19 protein-coding genes are annotated in these 16,316 nt (G+C 61.6%); 7 read left to right on the top strand and 12 right to left on the bottom strand.

Translation table 11 applies throughout. The features are described 5' to 3' along the window. From EN949_RS13455 to EN949_RS13500, 10 genes are all read right to left on the bottom strand, one after another. A partial coding sequence (locus EN949_RS13455; RefSeq protein ID WP_206534948.1) for an MFS transporter occupies positions 1-284 on the bottom strand: 284 nt, incomplete at its 3' end. Positions 285-457: 173 nt separating this feature from the next. Beyond that, the gene (locus tag EN949_RS13460) at positions 458-1,441 is read right to left on the bottom strand and encodes a beta-ketoacyl-ACP synthase III (protein WP_063169256.1); all 984 of its coding nucleotides are present in this window, start codon (positions 1,439-1,441) and stop codon (positions 458-460) included. Beyond that, positions 1,438-2,703, bottom strand: a complete 1,266-nt coding sequence (locus tag EN949_RS13465) for an adenosylmethionine--8-amino-7-oxononanoate transaminase (protein ID WP_063169255.1) — start codon at positions 2,701-2,703, stop codon at positions 1,438-1,440. Before EN949_RS13465 ends, EN949_RS13460 begins: the two co-directional genes overlap by 4 nt. Next, positions 2,703-3,338: a dethiobiotin synthase gene (gene bioD, locus EN949_RS13470; RefSeq protein WP_063169254.1), complete on the bottom strand. Its 636-nt coding sequence runs from the start codon at positions 3,336-3,338 to the stop codon at positions 2,703-2,705. The genes EN949_RS13465 and bioD overlap by 1 nt, the downstream gene beginning before the upstream one ends. Continuing rightward, positions 3,335-4,474, bottom strand: a complete 1,140-nt coding sequence (locus EN949_RS13475; protein WP_024505572.1) for an 8-amino-7-oxononanoate synthase — start codon at positions 4,472-4,474, stop codon at positions 3,335-3,337. Before EN949_RS13475 ends, bioD begins: the two co-directional genes overlap by 4 nt. After that, positions 4,471-5,439: a biotin synthase BioB gene (gene bioB / locus EN949_RS13480; RefSeq protein ID WP_224570943.1), complete on the bottom strand. Its 969-nt coding sequence runs from the start codon at positions 5,437-5,439 to the stop codon at positions 4,471-4,473. The genes EN949_RS13475 and bioB overlap by 4 nt, the downstream gene beginning before the upstream one ends. A 174-nt stretch (positions 5,440-5,613) precedes the next feature. Beyond that, positions 5,614-6,495, bottom strand: a complete 882-nt coding sequence (gene nadC / locus EN949_RS13485; RefSeq protein ID WP_063169252.1) for a carboxylating nicotinate-nucleotide diphosphorylase — start codon at positions 6,493-6,495, stop codon at positions 5,614-5,616. Between the two features lies 1 nt (position 6,496). After that, complete coding sequence (locus EN949_RS13490; RefSeq protein ID WP_063169251.1) at positions 6,497-8,038, bottom strand: L-aspartate oxidase; 1,542 nt, start codon at positions 8,036-8,038, stop codon at positions 6,497-6,499. Beyond that, positions 8,035-9,009: a quinolinate synthase NadA gene (gene nadA / locus EN949_RS13495; RefSeq protein WP_063169250.1), complete on the bottom strand. Its 975-nt coding sequence runs from the start codon at positions 9,007-9,009 to the stop codon at positions 8,035-8,037. The genes EN949_RS13490 and nadA overlap by 4 nt, the downstream gene beginning before the upstream one ends. A gap of 62 nt (positions 9,010-9,071) precedes the next feature. After that, the gene (locus tag EN949_RS13500; RefSeq protein ID WP_024505567.1) at positions 9,072-10,034 is read right to left on the bottom strand and encodes a membrane protein; all 963 of its coding nucleotides are present in this window, start codon (positions 10,032-10,034) and stop codon (positions 9,072-9,074) included. A gap of 171 nt (positions 10,035-10,205) precedes the next feature. Here EN949_RS13500 and panB point away from each other — a divergent pair, with 171 nt between their 5' ends. From panB to EN949_RS13520, 4 genes are all read left to right on the top strand, one after another. Next, positions 10,206-11,042 (top strand): 3-methyl-2-oxobutanoate hydroxymethyltransferase, encoded by an 837-nt coding sequence (panB, locus tag EN949_RS13505; protein ID WP_063169249.1) that lies wholly within the window; start codon positions 10,206-10,208, stop codon positions 11,040-11,042. Beyond that, positions 11,039-11,947, top strand: coding sequence for a pantoate--beta-alanine ligase (gene panC / locus EN949_RS13510; protein ID WP_063169248.1), 909 nt, complete (start codon positions 11,039-11,041; stop codon positions 11,945-11,947). The genes panB and panC overlap by 4 nt, the downstream gene beginning before the upstream one ends. Before the next feature lie 98 nt (positions 11,948-12,045). Continuing rightward, positions 12,046-12,765 carry a LuxR family transcriptional regulator gene (locus EN949_RS13515; protein ID WP_063169247.1) on the top strand — a complete coding sequence of 240 codons (720 nt, stop codon included), beginning with the start codon at positions 12,046-12,048 and terminating at the stop codon, positions 12,763-12,765. 92 nt (positions 12,766-12,857) lie between these two features. Further along, positions 12,858-13,490 (top strand): acyl-homoserine-lactone synthase, encoded by a 633-nt coding sequence (locus tag EN949_RS13520; protein ID WP_063169246.1) that lies wholly within the window; start codon positions 12,858-12,860, stop codon positions 13,488-13,490. A gap of 365 nt (positions 13,491-13,855) precedes the next feature. Here the strand turns inward: EN949_RS13520 and EN949_RS36530 are convergent, their stop codons facing one another. Continuing rightward, positions 13,856-14,104, bottom strand: a complete 249-nt coding sequence (locus EN949_RS36530) for a DUF6074 family protein (protein WP_063169245.1) — start codon at positions 14,102-14,104, stop codon at positions 13,856-13,858. A 599-nt stretch (positions 14,105-14,703) separates the two neighbouring features. On the opposite strand from EN949_RS36530, the gene EN949_RS13530 reads away from it, so the two are divergent. The 3 genes from EN949_RS13530 to EN949_RS13535 all read left to right on the top strand — a co-directional run bounded on the left by EN949_RS13530 (position 14,704) and on the right by EN949_RS13535 (position 15,721). Continuing rightward, a complete protein-coding gene (locus EN949_RS13530) occupies positions 14,704-15,174 on the top strand; it encodes a hypothetical protein (RefSeq protein ID WP_224570941.1) in 471 nt (156 codons plus the stop codon). Continuing rightward, complete coding sequence (locus tag EN949_RS37105) at positions 15,167-15,301, top strand: hypothetical protein (protein WP_256754986.1); 135 nt, start codon at positions 15,167-15,169, stop codon at positions 15,299-15,301. Before EN949_RS13530 ends, EN949_RS37105 begins: the two co-directional genes overlap by 8 nt. A 174-nt stretch (positions 15,302-15,475) precedes the next feature. Next, positions 15,476-15,721, top strand: a complete 246-nt coding sequence (locus EN949_RS13535; RefSeq protein WP_063169243.1) for a hypothetical protein — start codon at positions 15,476-15,478, stop codon at positions 15,719-15,721. Between the two features lie 189 nt (positions 15,722-15,910). Here the strand turns inward: EN949_RS13535 and EN949_RS13540 are convergent, their stop codons facing one another. After that, on the bottom strand, positions 15,911-16,300 hold the full coding sequence (locus EN949_RS13540) for a hypothetical protein (protein ID WP_024505560.1): 390 nt from the start codon (positions 16,298-16,300) through the stop codon (positions 15,911-15,913). Positions 16,301-16,316: the final 16 nt, after the last annotated feature.

Here is a 16,316-nt window from a genome sequence, read left to right on the forward strand (position 1 = left end):
ATCAGGCAGTGTCCCGCAAACATCACCCACCGGCGGCTGAAGTTGTCGGCAATGGCTCCGGCGAAAACTGAGAGGAAGAACACCGGCAATGTGGATGCGGCCTGGACGAGTGCCACCATGAGGTCGGACGCTGAAATCGTTGCCATAAGCCAACTGATGGCGACCGTTTGCACTAGCCAACCGAGGCTGGAAATCTGGGTGGCCGCCCAAATTGAGCGAAACACCTTGTTTCGAAATGGGGCGAGCGTCTTTGAAACGGGCGGTTGGGGATTTTCGCTCTGCATGAGGTATTGCTGGCCTTCGATGAGCGCTGCGATTTGAGCAAGCGGGTCGATACTTAGACATCGCGGAGCACCGCACGGACCCCAGCTCTATGGAGCTTGCCGGCGACTATTTGCGTATTGAGCCATTCTCATAGTCTCATTCATGAGCAGTCCTGTGCGCAAGCATTGCTTTGCTAAATTCCCACCACAAGCGCGCCGCCGCTGAGACCCGCACCCGCTGCCGCCAAGAGGACTTTCTCGCCAGGCCGAAACGGCTGCGCCCGATGGGCCAGCGACAATGAGAGCGGGATCGTCGCGGCGGAAGAGTTGCCATATTCGGCGATCGTCTTGACGATCGAGTGATCAGCGATGCCGAGGTTCCTGCCGACCGCGTCGAAAATGCGCGCATTGGCCTGATGCGGCACGAAACGATCGAGGTCTTGCGGCCTCAGTCGGGCAGCAGTGAGCGCATCTCTCGAGCAGGCGGTCATCATCTCCACGGCCTTGCTGAATACTTCACGGCCGTCAGTGATCGTCATCCGTGTCTGCGCGAGGTCGAGGTCGGCATGGAACGGAGTGTTGCTTCCCCCGGCGGGAATCTGGATTAGCCCGTAGCGCGAGCCGTCGGAATCCACCGAAGCGCCGAGAATGCCTCGATCCGGGTCATCGCAAGGACTGATCACCATGGCGCCGGCGGCATCGGCAAACAGCACGGCGCTGGCGCGCTCGGCCAAATTGATGCGGTGGCTGAGGATGTTGGCGGCGATGACAAGGCTCGCTTTGCCGTGCAGGCGGGTGAACCCGTCGGCGAACATCAGCGCATAGATGAAGCCGGCGCAGGCGCCGGTCAGGTCGATCGCTCCGGCGCGGCCTAGCCCCAGCCGATGTGCGACCAGCGGCGCGCTTGGCGGCAGAAGGTGATCGGGCGTCGACGTGGCGAGCAAGAGTAGACCGACGTCGCCGCGGTCGATACCGGCATTGGTCAGCGCCATGTCGCCGGCAGAGGCGGCAAGGCCCGACAGCGTGTCTTCGTCTGTTGCCCAGAAGCGCGAGCGAATTCCGGTGCGCCGCTCGATCCAGCCGGGCTCAAGCCCGAGCCGGTCTTCGATTTCCGGGTTCTCGACCTTGCGCGTCGGCGCATGATGGCCGAAGCCGAGAACGCGCGACGATAGGTTCATGGCCGCGAGCCGAAGCGTTCGCCGGCCTCCTCTATCGCGTCATAGAGCCCGTCCAATTCGTCGCTGGTGATGCAATAGGGCGGCAGAAGATAGAGGACATTGCCGAGCGGGCGCACCAACAGGCCGCGCTCAAGGAAAAAAGCGCGCAGTTTTGGCCCGATCTCGGCCAGATAACCGGCTGAGCCGGTGCGTAGGTCGAGTGCCGCGATGGTGCCGGTTGTCCGGCAGTCGGTGAAATATGGATTGTCCCGGAAGCGTTGCAGCCCCGCGGCCTGCCTCGCGCTCAAGACCGCGATCCGCTCGGCCACCGGCTCGTCACGCCAGATCTCGACATTGGCAAGTGCTGCCGCGCAGGCGATCGGATTGGCGGTGTAGGAGCTCGAATGGAAAAACGTCTTCTTGCGATCCTCCGAAAAGTGAGCGTGGAAGATGGCATCGGTGGCGATCGTGGCGGCCAGCGGGATGGTACCACCGGTCAGACCTTTCGAGGTGCACAAGATGTCGGGCGAGACGGACGCCTGTTCGCAGGCAAACATGGTTCCGGTGCGCCCCCAGCCGGTCATCACTTCATCGGCGATCACGAGCGTGCCGGAGGCTTCGGCGATCCTCTTCAATTCGGCAAGAACCCAGGCCGGATACATCAGCATGCCGCCGGCGCCAAGCACCAGCGGCTCGACGATCAGCGCGGCTGCGCGCCGGTCGCGGCTAACGGCCTCGAACCGATCCAGCGTTTCCTGCTCGCGCCCGGCGGCCGGGAAGGGGATGGTGTCGACCTCGAACAGCAAAGGCTCATAGGCGGCGTTGAAGACGCCACGGGCGCCGACGCTCATCGTGCCGATGGTGTCGCCATGATAGCTGTGCTCCATGACGGCGATGCGCGAACGCGACGCGCCGATGTTACGGAAATAGCCGAGCGCCATCTTCAGCGCGACTTCGACTGAGGTCGAGCCACTGTCGGAATAGAACACCCGGTGGAGGCCGGCGGGTGCGATGCCTACAAGCGCCTCGGCCAGCCGTTCGGCCGGCTCGTGGGTGAAGCCCGCGAAGATGATCTGGTCGAGGCTCGAGGCGGTCGTCTCGATGGCCTTCATGATGCGGGGGTGGCGATGGCCATGGGTGACGACCCACCAGGAAGAAATCGCATCGAGGATGCGGAAGCCGTCGGCCTTGTGGAGATAGGCGCCTTCAGTCAGCACGATTTCAGGGAGCGAGGGCTCTAGCGCGTGCTGCGTGAACGGATGCCAGACTCGAGACTCCGCCATCAGTCGCCTCCGGCAATCATGGCCAGGTCGAAGCCGGAAATCATTGCATCTCTCAACGTTTCACCCGTCAGCGGACCGAGGTGCGGCAGCCTGCCCAGCTGCGGCACGCCGCCGAATTCCACGATTGTCCTTTGTGTATCGGCCACCTCTTCGCCAATGAAGGCAATGCCGATGAGCGGGATGGAGCGGGCTCTCAGGGCCTCGATCGACAACAGCGTATGATTGATGGTGCCAAGCGCGGTGCGGGCGCACAGTATGACCGGCAGCCGCCATTGTTCGAATATGTCAATGAACCTTGTCTGTCGATTGAGCGGCACCATCAGCCCGCCGGCGCCTTCGATGACGAGCGGTGTCGGCAGGACCGGAAATGAAAGATCGTCGGCCTCGATCGCGACGCCGTCGATTTCGGCTGATCGATGCGGCGACAGCGGCATCGTCAGTCGATAGACTTCGGGCAGCACGCGTCCGTCGGGCAAGCCGGAAAGCCGGGCGACGACCTCGCTGTCGGTCTCCTCGTTGAGGCCCGATTGCACCGGCTTCCAGTAGAAGCCGTCGAGCAGCCCGGCAAGTCCGGCCGAAAACACTGTCTTGCCAATTCCAGTGTCTGTTCCGGTGACGACGATGCGTTTGGTCATGCTGTGGCCAACACTCCGACGAGAGCCTCGACCATGGCGGAAATGTCGGCTTCGTCGACGTTGAGAGTCAGCGAAATGCGCAGGCGCGACGTACCCTCAGGCACTGTCGGCGGGCGAATGCCGCGTATGTCGAAGCCGCGTGCCTGCAGTCCTGCCGCCACCGCCATGGTGCGGCTGTTATCGCCGATCACAAGCGGCTGGATCTGCGAGCCGCTGGGCATCACGCCGCAGCGTTCGGCCAATTGCCGGCTCGCGAAAGCGACACGCTCGTGCAACTGAGCACGACGCATAGGCTCGTCAGACAGAATAGTCAGCGCCTCACGTGCCGCGACTGCCATCAGCGGCGATGGTGCGGTCGCATAGATGAATGGCCGGCACCGGTTGATAAGATAGTCGCACAGTGTTCGCGGTCCGGTAACGAGCGCGCCGGATGCGCCAAGCGCCTTGCCGCATGTGTGGAGCGTGACGATGTTGTCGCGGCCTTCATACGCGGCGGCCAGTCCCCGGCCGTCCGGTCCCCAGACGCCGGTGGCATGCGCTTCATCGACGACGATGAATGCCTGGTACCGATCAGCCAGCGCGACCAGGCTCTCCATCGGCGCACGGTCGCCATCCATGCTGTAAAGGCTTTCGAAGGCGATCCACACCCGCCCCATGCCGCCTTCGGCGCGCCAGCGGGTGATTGCGTCCTCGACAGCGTCGACGTCGTTGTGCGCGGCCAGCTTGAACTCAGCGCGCCCGGCCTGGGCACCCTCATGCATGCTGGCATGAGCGAGCTCGTCGAGGACCAGCAGGTCGCCTTTCTGCGGCAGGGCCGTCAGCAGAGCGAAGTTGGCGATATAGCCGCTGCCGAAGAACAGTGCACGCTCGGCTCCGAAAAATGCCGCTGCGTCCGCCTCCAGTTGCTCATGTTCCGGTGCATTGCCGCGCAACAGCCGCGATCCGGTGGCGCCCACTGGCGTGCCCCGCGCAATCGCCGTCGAAACCGCATCGCCCAGTCTTTTGGAGGCGGCAAGTCCGATATAGTCGTTCGACGAGAAGTCGAGCCCGGCGCGCGGTGCGAGCGTCCGCAACCGGTCCTTGCGCCCCAGTCCCCGCAAGGTTGCGTCATAGCGGGCAAGAATTGCCTCCTTCATTGCGTGGCGAGTTCCATAGGCTCAATGCCGAGGCGCCGGAACAGAAGGGTATCCTTGTCCTCGCCGGGATTTCCCGCCGTCAGCAGCGTGTCGCCGACAAAGATCGAATTGGCGCCGGCAAAGAAGCACAGCGCCTGCGTTTCGTCGCTCATCGCCGTCCTGCCGGCGGACAGCCTTACATAGGATTTCGGCATCATCACCCGCGCGAGCGCAACGATGCGGACGAAATCGATCGGATCGATGGCGTCGGCCGCGGCAAGCGGCGTGCCTTCGATGGGAATAAGCATGTTGATCGGCACGCTTTCCGGCGGCTCGGGCAGGTTCGCGAGCGTGACCAGCATGTCGATGCGATCGGTCTTTTCTTCTCCCATCCCGACAATGCCGCCGCAGCAGACTTTCATCCCAACCGCGCGCACGTGCCCAAGCGTTTTCAGCCGGTCGGCAAAAGTCCTGGTTGAAATAACCTCGCCATAGTAGCGCTCAGAGGTATCGATGTTGTGGTTATAGTAGTCGAGACCGGCCTGCTTCAGGCGAGCAGCTTGCTCAAGATCGAGCATGCCGAGCGTCATGCAGGTCTCCATGCCGAGGGCCTTGACGCCCTCAATCATGGCGACCACAACGTCCATGTCGCGCTCCTTGGGACTTCGCCACGCCGCGCCCATGCAATAGCGCGTTGCGCCGCCATCACGCGCCTTGGCCGCTTCGTCGATGACATGCTTGACGTCCACCAGCTTCGACGCCTTCACACCGGTTTCGTAATGCGCAGACTGGCTGCAATAGCCGCAATCTTCGGGGCACCCGCCGGTCTTGATGCTAAGGAGCCGCGACAGCTGCACTCGGTTTCGATCGAAGTTCTGGCGGTGGATCGTCTGAGCCAGGAACAGCAGATCGTTGAATGGCATGCCGTAGATGGCCTCGGCCTCTTTGCGGTTCCATCGCGGAGGCGTTCCGTCGACCGATTGCATGGTCTGGTTCACGTCGAACTCCGAGTTCATTCCAATCGTCATCGTCAAACCTTTGTTTGCTAGTCCGGTACGCCTTCTTGGCTTTGGGGCGCACTCGCTAAAGGCGAGCTGCGGCACGTCTTTCCAGCACCTCCTACGCCTGCCGAGCTGATGTTGCTCCTCACGCCGTAATCCTCAGTTCAAGTGCTTGCAGATGTTCTGGTGGTCCGGCATGTCCAGGCCGATGTCGAGGATCGGGGCGCTGTGCGTCAGCCAACCCATGGAGATGAGATCGACACCGGTCGCCGCAATCGCCGCCGCCGTTTTCGGCATCACCCGACCGGACGCCTCGGTGATCGTACGGCCATCCACTATAGAAACCGCGCGGGCAAGATCCTCGACCGACATATTGTCGAGCAGCACCGCGTCAACACCAATCGCGAGCGCTGCATCGAGCTGCTTCAGCGTGTCGACCTCGACCTCGACCTTCACCATATGCCCTGCTGCGGCGCGCGCCCGCTCTATTGCTGTGCGCATATCGCCGGCGATCGCGATGTGGTTGTCCTTTATGAGCACGCCGTCATCGAGGCCGAACCGGTGATTGGCACCGCCGCCGACGCGCACGGCGTATTTCTCCAATGCCCGCAGCCCGGGCGTCGTCTTTCGCGTCGATACAATCCTCGCCTTGTGACCGCGCACGGCCTCAACCATGGCCGCTGTGGCAGTGGCAATGCCGCTCAGCCGGCATAAGAAATTGAGGGCCGTGCGTTCGGCCGTGAGCAGGCCTCGTGCGGGTCCGGACAATCTTGCAATGGTTTCCCCGGCCCCAACCTCGCTGCCATCAGGGCGCCAGATCTGGATGTTGATCGCCGGTTCCACGAGAAGGAAGGCATACGAGACCAGATCGAGCCCGGCAACGACGCCCGCCTGCCTCGCTTTGAGCACCAACGTGGCAGTGCAATCATACGGGATAACCGCATCGGTGGTCAGGTCGCCGGATCTGCCCAGGTCTTCGAGGAGCGCAACGCGCACAATCGGTTCGATCAGGGTCGCGGGGAGGGGGGAGAATGAAGTCATATCAAGTGCTCCGTATGGTAGCCCGGCAATCGAGTGCGGCCGCGGCCCGCATTGCGCTGTGCAGTGTCAGCCGTGATGGGCGCACGTTGGCATCGTGGAGCGGGAAATCGGACCGACAGTGCGCGCCTCGACTCTCTTCCCGCCTCAGGGCCGCCGCGGCGATCATCAGTGAGACCAAAGCCGGACCAGAGGCAGCGACACTATTGGCTGCGATCGGCAGCAGGGTCGCCACCGCTTCGCGCATTGCCTCGCCGTCGCGGATGATACCCAGGGCGGCGGAGACAATCGGGCGGACCACGGAAGCGTCTGGTCGTGGAGGGACGAATGTGGAGCATCTGCGCGGTCGCCGGGTATACGACGTGCCGGCAACGCTTTCGGCAACCCAGCTCGCGGTGACCGCCGCTTCGGTGAGCGAGTTGCTGGCCAGGCGGTTGGCGCCGTGCAGGCCGGTACAGGCCACCTCACCGCAGGCCCACAATCCCTCGATGGAGCTGCGGCCGGCGCTGTCTACGGCGACGCCGCCCATGTGATAATGTGCCGCCGGGCGCACCGGGATCAGGTCGGTCGCTGGGTCGATTCCTGCGCTCCGGCACAATTCGGCGATGCCTGGAAAACGCTTGCCAAATCTCGGGCCGAGACTTTGCCGTGCGTCCAGGAATACGCGGCGTCCAACGGCAAGCTGGTGCCAAATGGCGCGCGCTACGACGTCGCGAGGCGCAAGTTCACCGCCAGGTGTGTCGGCGAGGAAGCGCTCTCCTCGCTCATCGATGAGCACCGCGCCTTCGCCACGCACGGCTTCGCTCACCAGCGGCATCGGCCGGCGCGGACCGTCGAGCGCAGTTGGATGGAACTGTATGAATTCCAAGTCGGCGAGTTCCGCCCCCGCCCATGCGGCGAGCGCCAGCCCGTGACCCCATGAGCCAGCGGGGTTTGTCGTGTCGCAAAACAGCCCGCCGACGCCGCCGGTCGCCAGCACCGCGCGACGCGTGGGCAGAGCGAGCGCGCCGGCTCGTCCTGCTGCGACCACGGCGATGACCGACCCGTCCTGCACGACCAGCCGGCGGACCTCCACATTTTCGATAATGGTGATCGAGGCTGTACGCCGAACCGCGGCGACGAGCGCGCGCACCAACTCGCGACCGGTGGCGTCGCCGGCTGCATGCACAATCCGCCGTCGCGAGTGTGCCGCCTCGAGCCCAAGTCGCAACGCGCGGTCAGGGTGCTGGTCGAAGTCGACGCCGAACCTTTGGATCGTCCTAATCGCTTCGGGTGCAGCTCGTACCACTCGCCGCACCGTGGCCTCATCGCAGAGTCCGTCGCCGGCAGCTATCGTGTCGCAAAGGTGAAAATCTGGGCCGTCGTCGCCCCCGAGACTTGCCGCAAGACCGCCCTGGGCAAGTTCACTGCAGGCTCCGGTTCCAAGCGGCGCGTTGGTCAAAAGCACGACCGGTTCCGGCGCCAGATGAAGCGCCGTCATCAGGCCGGCAATGCCGCCGCCGATGACGACCGGCGCCCCCGCGATTTCGCGAACCTCCAGACTCATAGGGAAAGCATGCGCTCGACCGCGCGGCGGGCGGGGCCGGCAATTTCGGGATCAATCCGGACCTCATGCCGGTTCTGCTCGAGTGCGGCGCGAATGTTGGCCAGGTTGATGCGCTTCATGTGCGGGCACAGATTGCATGGGCGAACGAACTCGACGTCGGGATGCGCGACCGCGACGTTGTCGCTCATCGAACATTCGGTCAGAAGGACGACACGCTTCGGTTTCTCACGCTCGACATAATCCGACATCGCCGCGGTCGAGCCGGAGAACTCCGCCTCCGCGACAACGTCTGGTGGGCATTCTGGATGGGCCAGCACGATGACGCCTGGATGGGCATCGCGCAGTTCCCGGATGTCTGCTGCGGTGAAGCGCTCATGCACCTCGCAATGGCCTTTCCAGGCGATGATCTCGACGTCTGTATCGGCTGCCACGTTCCTCGCCAGATATTCGTCCGGGAGCATCAGCACACGCGCCACGCCAAGCGATTCCACCACCGCCTTGGCGTTGCCGGACGTGCAGCAGATGTCGGACTCCGCTTTTACGGCGGCGGAAGTGTTGACGTAAGTAACAACGGGGACCCCCGGATACCGCAGCCGCATTAGCCGCACGTCGTTTGCCGTGATCGATTCGGCCAGCGAGCAGCCGGCGCGGAGATCCGGGATGAGCACGGTCTTGTTCGGATTGAGCAGTTTTGCCGTCTCGGCCATGAAATGAACGCCGGCAACCACGATGATGTCGGCGTCGACCGTCACCGCCTTGTGGGCCAACGCCAGGCTGTCGCCGACGATGTCTGCCACGCAATGAAAAATTTCGGGCGTCTGGTAATTGTGCGCCAGCACCACCGCATTGCGCTCACGCTTCAGCGCTAAGATGGCTTCAATATCGCCGGCGAACGCGGGCCATTCAACGGGTGGGATCACCCGCCGGACACGCTCATACAAGGACGCAGCCATAGGTAACGCCCCAGTCATTGGCGCCTCGATTATATTCGGTTTGACAATAAGGGAATATATCTACCTTGACTATAAGTATGTCAAGCCCGCGCCAGCGGTAATTTTGTCCCGGCGATAGCCCTGTCGTCGAGGACGGCATGCCGGAAGCGATAAAGCTTCGCCGGTCGGCCGCCCGTGTCGAGGGAGGTCTCCCCGGTCTCCTCAACAAGTTCCTGCTGCTCGACCAATCTCCGGAAGTTCGGCTTGTTGATCAGCCTGCCAGCCAAAGCTTCCACGGTTCGCTGCAGTTGCAGCAGCGTGAAGGAAGGCCGCATAAGCTCGAACACGACCGGCCGGTATTTGATCTTCGAACGCAGCCGCGCGATCCCGGTTGCCAGAATACGACGGTGGTCAGCGACCATTGGTTTGCCAGCCGCGGCCGCAATCGCGTCCCTGCCGCCACCGGCCTCCTCAATCAGAGCAGCTTCATAGAGCAACTCGTAGCGTTGGAGCGTGAGTTCCTCGTTCCAATGGCGGTCGTCGAAGCCGAAGGCTATCGCAGCGCGCTGCCGGCGCTCGCGTTGAGTGGTCGGCTCGCTGGCGCCGCCGGCCCACTCAATCAGGCGGGGCCGCAATCTATCGAGCAGCACAGGCGGCGTGCCGAAGCGGTGGTCCTCCCAGGGAAAATATTCGTACCAACTTTGCCAGCCGCACGCGGCCGAGTTCGTTGCCTGTTCCTTCCTGGTCAATGCGAGATAGCTGATTGAGATGACGCGCTGGTGGCGCTCAGTGCCGATGCGATCGCGATCGGCGAAGGTGTAGAGTTGCTCGATGTATCCAAGTGCATGGCCGGTCTGCTGCTCCACCCACCCCCTCAAACCCGACTGCAGTGATCGATGCTCAAGGGCAAAAGGTCCAGAAGGGAGGGTGTCCGCATGACCGACTGTGAGGACACAGGGCTCACTGTCGTTTACGGCGACCACGACGGCAGTCAGGTCCACTTTGGCTTCGTCAGCTTTGACGGCGGCTTTGCCTTTCTTGGTTCTTCTTGTCTGAGGATCCATGTTTGCGAAAGCGGGTTGGCCCAACGGAGCGCCTTAATCGATTGAATGTAACCTTGGAAGCCAGCACGTCAACACCGGAGTACTCAAGCGCTGTTTTTAGCTCTTCGCAGTCGCACAAAAATATGCCAAACGCGACACCCGCTGTTGGTAACGTAAGGGAAGGGGCCTCGGTTGAGCGCGGCTGGTGAGATAAAAGGGATGACTCCTCCAGATATTCGATCGCGAAAAGGCCAGACGCCACTTGTATGCTTGACGGCCTACACCACGCCGGTCGCGAGGCTGCTCGATCGCCACTGCGACATCGTTCTTGTCGGCGACAGCGTCGGCATGGTGCTGCACGGCCTGTCGTCGACGCTGGGGGTCACGCTCGACATGATGATCATGCACGGACAGGCCGTTCGCCGCGGCCTTGAACACGCGCTGATGGTCGTCGACCTGCCCTTCGGTTCCTACGAGGAAAGCCCAGAGCACGCTTTCGGCAACGCTGCGCGCGTGATGGGTGAGACCGGTTGTTCAGCGGTAAAGATCGAGGGCGGCGAGACCATCGCGGAAACCATCCGCTTCCTTACCGCGCGCGGCGTACCTGTCATGGCCCATGTGGGCCTGACGCCGCAGGCGGTAAACACGTTTGGAGGCTATCGTGTGCAGGGCCGGGGAGCCGATGCAGAGCGGATCAGGCGCGACGCCAGGGCGGTAACTGAAGCTGGCGCCTTCTCCTTGGTGCTGGAAAAGATACCGGAGCAGCTTGCACGGCAGATAACCGCCGATATCGACATACCCACCATCGGCATCGGTGCCTCGCCAGCTTGCGACGGCCAGATTCTGGTGAGCCACGATATGCTCGGGCTCTTCACCTCATTTCGGCCGAAGTTCGTCAAACGCTATGCCGAGCTCGGTGAGCAGGCTGAGGCGGCAATCGCCGCTTACGCCACCGATATGCGGAACCGGCACTTTCCGGCGGTCGAACATCTCTATGTCAACGCCTTGAAGGCCGGTGACTTCACATGAGCGTGCCGATCGCTCGAACCGTGAGCGAGCTGCGCGGCGTCGTTGCGCAATGGCGTCGCTCGGGTGCCACGATCGGTATTGTGCCGACCATGGGAGCCTTGCACGACGGGCATCTGAGCCTCGTGCGGAAGGCGCTCGAAAGGGCCGAGCGGGTGATCGTGACGCTGTTCGTAAACCCCAAGCAGTTCAACAGCCCCGCCGACCTGATTGCCTACCCTCGGACGGAAAGCGACGATGCTGCCAAGCTCGCTCTGCTGGGCACGCATCTGCTCTATGTGCCGGACACAGAGGAAATGTACCAGGTGGGCTTCGCCACGGCCGTTTCAGTGTCCGGCATCAGCGAATGCCTTTGCGGCGCATTCCGGCTCGGCCATTTCAATGGCGTGGCGACGGTCGTGGCCAAGCTCTTCCTGCAGGCCGGCGCTGACTTCGCCTTTTTTGGCGAAAAGGATTTTCAGCAACTTCAGCTTGTCAGGCGCTTGGTCCGGGATCTCGACATTCCGATCACTATTGTGCCCTGTCCGACAGTCCGCGAAGCCGATGGTCTTGCGCTATCGTCGCGTAACGTGCGGCTCTCCCCAGCCCAACGCGCCATTGCCCCAAAACTAGCATCGGTCCTGCTCGATACGGCCGAGCGGCTTGCACGCGGCTCCCCCATCCTGCCTACGCTTGATGAAGCGCGTGCAGCAATTCTGGCTGCCGGCTATCGCGAGCTCGAATACCTGGAGCTTCGCGGAGAAACAGACCTGCAATCGTTAGCAAGCCTTGACCGACCGGCACGCTTGCTTGCTGCGGCTTGGCTTGGCGACACGCGGCTCATCGATAACGTCGCAATATCACCCATCGGTAGTTGGTCAGGTGGGCGGAGCTCTCTCCAATCGGAAGCAGCACAGCAATTGCGGTGATGACGGCGGCGCGTCGTATGCCCTGCAGGGACAGGCCATCATTTAGAACCACGTCTCCGTCGGCTTCCAGCAACCTCCGCGAGGTACGCTAAGCGCAGATGCATCGCGTATTTGAAACCTTGGTCGAGCAACTCTCTGCAAGCGTCGATGCCGTCGATCTCCATGAGGCAATGGCGTCCGCCGCAGCCGGGTTCGACTTTCCGCTCTTCGCTTATTTCACCTACCCATCCGCTTCCGGCGACAGGCCGCGATTGATCTCGAATTATCCATCATCATGGACATCACATTACCTGCAACAGCGCTACCACAGCGTGGATCCCGTGATCCTGCGGGGACTGCGGGGCTGGGATACCTTCGACTGGGGTGTGGACCGCGATCACCGTTATTTGCCGACCTCTCAGCAGGAAGTCCTGGAAAAAGCAGCTGAGTTCGGCATTCGCGGCGGACTGACCATGTCGATGCATGATCATCGCGGCCGGTTCGCCGCACTGACCTTCGCCTCCAACGAGGCGCATCCGCCATTTCTGAGGTCGCTGACGCGCTACGAAAAAGCAATGCAACTGGTTGCGATCAACGTTCATATCCATGCCCGGCGCAGGCTCGCCGAAGATTGCGTGGTAGATGGCATAATGCTCACCCGGCGGGAGTTCGAGTGCCTGAAATGGGCGGCGTGCGGCAAGTCGGCCTGGGATATCAGCCAGATTCTCGGTGTCTCGAAACGCACCGTGACCTTCCATCAGGAAAACGCCAAGGCGAAGCTTGGCGTGCGAACCATCAACCAGGCCGTAGTGCGGATGGCTGCTCGGGCGAGATCCTGATCCTCTCCAAGTCTAGCTGTAAAGGTCTACAGGCTGCATTCATGACGGCTTTGCCCTTCGATTGCGTGGACACATCCCGCACGGAGACGACAATGATGCAGCTGATAACACCCGACTGCTACGCCGAGTTTGCGAGCGAACTCAAGGAAATGCACGGACTTAGGTATCGGGTTTTCAAGAAGCGGCTCGATTGGGAAGTGCAGACCGAAGGCGAAATGGAAACGGACTCGTTTGACAGCCTGAACCCCGTCTACCTGCTTCTCAAGGGGTCCGATTGGCGAACTTGCGGCTGCGTCCGCCTTTTGCCGACCACCGGACCGACAATGTTGCGCGATACGTTTCCGACGCTGCTGGATGAGATGGTGGTCCCTGCGAGTGCCGATATCTGGGAGAGTAGTCGTTTCGCGCTCGATCTCCCTGCGACAGCGCCGAAGGCAGCTGGCGGCCTGGCCCAAGCAACCTACGAGCTCTTCGCGGGGATCATCGAATTCGGCTTGGCCAACAATCTCTCCGGGATCGTAACGGTGACAGATACGCGCATCGAAAGGATCCTTCGTCTCGCGACCTGGCCGTTGTCACGTATCGGACAGCCCAAGCAGGTCGGCAACACCGAGGCAGTCGCCGGCTTCCTCGATATTTCCTACGCCAGTCTCTTGCGCATCCGCTGGAGGGGACGCCTCAACGGGCCGGTGTTGTGGCAACCAGTTCTCATCCAATCGGCATAGCGCCTGCGGATGCTCAGCCGTGACTTGAGTTAAGTCTGCTCACGGCCGCCACCGCCGCCGTGAGGGTGAGCGGACCCGCCCCACGAGCTTTCGACTGTTCCGGTCGATTGGCTCGCGCGGCCGGACTTTGGATTTCCGTAGGCGCAACCCGCAGTCCAGCGTGAGCACGCCAAAATGGCGCCCCTCCGCTTCGTCCAAAGAAGCCAACGTGGCTTCTGAGGTCGTCTTAGAATATTGGACCGGCCGCCGTGAGCGATCGCAACCTCAAAGCTTTGCCGGTATGCCGGTTTGGCCGGACCGTCGGCCAGTCGGAGCAGTCCCCCGATAAGGACCCGAGCTGACGCGCGGTCCAACAGCGCCCGAGCCTATGCTTTGTGCATTACCGTTCGGTTGGCCATGTCGTCCAAGACCGCATGAAGAAGGCTTCCAACCTCCTGCGCAGCGAGCTCTGGCGCAATTCCTACATCGGACAATTGAATGAGCATTTTCTTGGCGGCACAGCGCCAGAACGCGCTCGCCGCCTCGCCGTTCTTGGTCTCGAGGGCCTGGGCGATACTTTCGACCAATATACGTCGCCGATGCAGCGGAAATACGCAAATGTTTGATTCATGCATCAATCACCTCACAGATTCAGTTCCACAAAGAAAAACACCGGCGTCTTCAAAAGAGCCCCGCTAGCGCGGTGACGGTTCGCGGCGACATGACGAGTTCCACTTCCCCATCGACAAGCCATTGGGAGATGAGCCGCCGGACCGCATATCCGGGACCGCACATAAGGTGAACCACCATTGCTCATCCGGCTGCATTTTCCTGGGCCGTTCGACGAGGCGTTCCAGCCGAATTGACGTCCAATGACTTGATCTCTGAAAGGGCAGGGCGGTACGAATCACCCGACTGTTCCGCTGCTTACATTCCTGCGAGCTTGTGTATGAACGATTAAAGCGTGCCCGAGCCGTTCTTGGTGGCCGCCGCAGAAGGGAATCATGTCATCCGCTGCCTATCGTAGGCGGCGCGACTTCTAGCATGACTGCACTGCCCCGACAGGGCTTTGCAATCGCGCGTTTCGAAGCCTATGCTTTGGCATCGGCCGGCATTTACTTCGGTGCAGCCGACAGTAAGACGTACGCGCTCTTGCCCCGTTGGAAGAGAGCCTTGCCCGATCCCTCTTTCGCGACCAGGTGCTGAAGCCCTCACCCCGCAGGACTTCGCGCTTTTGCGACCATCGCTGCATCACGTCGAACCGGGCATCAAGGACAAGTTGGAGGTCGCGCATCAGCCGATCAAGAACGTATATTTTCCCGAGAGGGGCATCGCGTCGGTGGTCGCCACCATGACCGGCGGGCGGCAAGGTGAAGTCGGCATTGTCGGCTATGACGGGATGAAAGGAATTGCCGTCATTCTCGGAAAGGAAAGCACTACCTGGCGCCTGCCGGTTGAAAACCTTCGCCCTGCGATTAGCCCGTCGCTTCGCACCTCAGTGCTGGACTATGCCCACGCGTTCCTCGTCCAATCATGCCGGACGGCACTGGTCAATGGCCACTCCAAGGTCGAAGAACGGCTGGCCCGCTGGCAGCTGATGGTCCACGACCGTGCGGAAGGAGATAAGATCCTCCCGACGCATGAATTTCTGGCGACCATGCTCGCGCCCACCGCCCGGGGTCACCACGGCCCTGCAAATGCTTGAGTATCGAGGACTGGTGCACGCCAAGCGCGGCGAGATCACGATCATCGACCGTGCCGGATTGATAAAGCTCACACATGGCGCTTATGACAAGGAGGAGCAGCGTTATTTCGGCCTGGCCGCTGCCTGAAGCATGTCGGTTGAAACGGGTTCAGCCGACGTCTCCTTGCCCCTCACCAGGTCGCCCAAAAGCATCAGCGGTTTTGAACGAATCGCAGCGATTGTCCGCAATCGGACATAGGCTTGAAGGCGGTCGAATTCGTGCCATAAGTCGGGTTGGTCAGGGTTCAGGGAGGAATTCGTCATGACCAATTCGTTTCACACCGTCACCGTCGAAAAAGCCGCAGAAGCCTATGTCCTTTCCAGGGGAAGGGTCCGCTTTCTCTCCATGGCGCAGGCGATCCGCGCCATCCGAACACTAATGCCGGCATGCAAGGCCACCGACCGCGAGTTGGAGGAACTGTTGGCGGCCGCTTCCTTCGTTCATGGCGTGCCCGTCGCCTTCGACACAAAAACAGCCGATGGTGTAGAACCACGGCTGCATTCCTAAGAGGGCATGCCGCGCCATGCAGACTGTCAGAGGGCATTCGTCAGATGGTAGTCCGCTAACTTAACTGCAGAGTCTAAAGGACGTGTTCCAGCATTGCGAACTCACCGATCGCTTTGTTGCCAAAGCTGCCAGCAAGCGATCGCCTCATCCAGCCGTTTGCACCATCTCATCACAGACATCATCGCGATGCTACCTGTCCAGCATATGTCCAGCATTTCGCAAGGCGGCCAGAAGGAGCCTCGCATAGCCTGTGACATCGATCTGGGCCTGCATCGAAAGGGGCATGCTGGTCCAGTTCTCCAACGGTGCAATGAAAGGTGAGAAGGTGCCATTGACAAGGCAACAACAGCTAACAAGGCCCTCTCGGTCCAATGCCACCACACCGATCTTGTCGCCTGGATATCCAATGGCTGCGACTCGCTGGACCTCCAGGTCACCGTCCACCCGCACGTCAAAAAGAAGGCTACCACGGCTCCTCGTGGCTATCTCAGCCGCCTTCTCATCAAAGCTTGAAGAGAGCAAGCGGACGCTTTCCACCGCCATCTGGAAAATCACCAAATCCAGTTCATTCACGGCCATATGGGCATTTCCGCGC

Source organism: Mesorhizobium sp. M7A.F.Ca.US.007.01.2.1, from assembly GCF_003998165.1.
Taxonomy (GTDB): domain Bacteria; phylum Pseudomonadota; class Alphaproteobacteria; order Rhizobiales; family Rhizobiaceae; genus Mesorhizobium; species Mesorhizobium ciceri.

Coding starts and splice junctions, on each gene's coding strand:
- EN949_RS13500 (WP_024505567.1), bottom strand. CDS start 10,034: ATGGATCCTCAGACAAGAAGAACCAAGAAAGGCAAAGCCGCCGTCAAA.
- EN949_RS13465 (WP_063169255.1), bottom strand. CDS start 2,703: ATGGCGGAGTCTCGAGTCTGGCATCCGTTCACGCAGCACGCGCTAGAG.
- EN949_RS37105 (WP_256754986.1), top strand. CDS start 15,167: ATGCTTGAGTATCGAGGACTGGTGCACGCCAAGCGCGGCGAGATCACG.
- bioD (WP_063169254.1), bottom strand. CDS start 3,338: ATGACCAAACGCATCGTCGTCACCGGAACAGACACTGGAATTGGCAAG.
- bioB (WP_224570943.1), bottom strand. CDS start 5,439: ATGCAATCGGTCGACGGAACGCCTCCGCGATGGAACCGCAAAGAGGCC.
- EN949_RS13490 (WP_063169251.1), bottom strand. CDS start 8,038: ATGAGTCTGGAGGTTCGCGAAATCGCGGGGGCGCCGGTCGTCATCGGC.
- EN949_RS13520 (WP_063169246.1), top strand. CDS start 12,858: ATGATGCAGCTGATAACACCCGACTGCTACGCCGAGTTTGCGAGCGAA.
- EN949_RS36530 (WP_063169245.1), bottom strand. CDS start 14,104: ATGCATGAATCAAACATTTGCGTATTTCCGCTGCATCGGCGACGTATA.
- panC (WP_063169248.1), top strand. CDS start 11,039: ATGAGCGTGCCGATCGCTCGAACCGTGAGCGAGCTGCGCGGCGTCGTT.
- EN949_RS13535 (WP_063169243.1), top strand. CDS start 15,476: ATGACCAATTCGTTTCACACCGTCACCGTCGAAAAAGCCGCAGAAGCC.
- EN949_RS13460 (WP_063169256.1), bottom strand. CDS start 1,441: ATGAACCTATCGTCGCGCGTTCTCGGCTTCGGCCATCATGCGCCGACG.
- EN949_RS13540 (WP_024505560.1), bottom strand. CDS start 16,300: ATGGCCGTGAATGAACTGGATTTGGTGATTTTCCAGATGGCGGTGGAA.
- EN949_RS13515 (WP_063169247.1), top strand. CDS start 12,046: ATGCATCGCGTATTTGAAACCTTGGTCGAGCAACTCTCTGCAAGCGTC.
- nadC (WP_063169252.1), bottom strand. CDS start 6,495: ATGACTTCATTCTCCCCCCTCCCCGCGACCCTGATCGAACCGATTGTG.
- EN949_RS13475 (WP_024505572.1), bottom strand. CDS start 4,474: ATGAAGGAGGCAATTCTTGCCCGCTATGACGCAACCTTGCGGGGACTG.
- nadA (WP_063169250.1), bottom strand. CDS start 9,009: ATGACTGGGGCGTTACCTATGGCTGCGTCCTTGTATGAGCGTGTCCGG.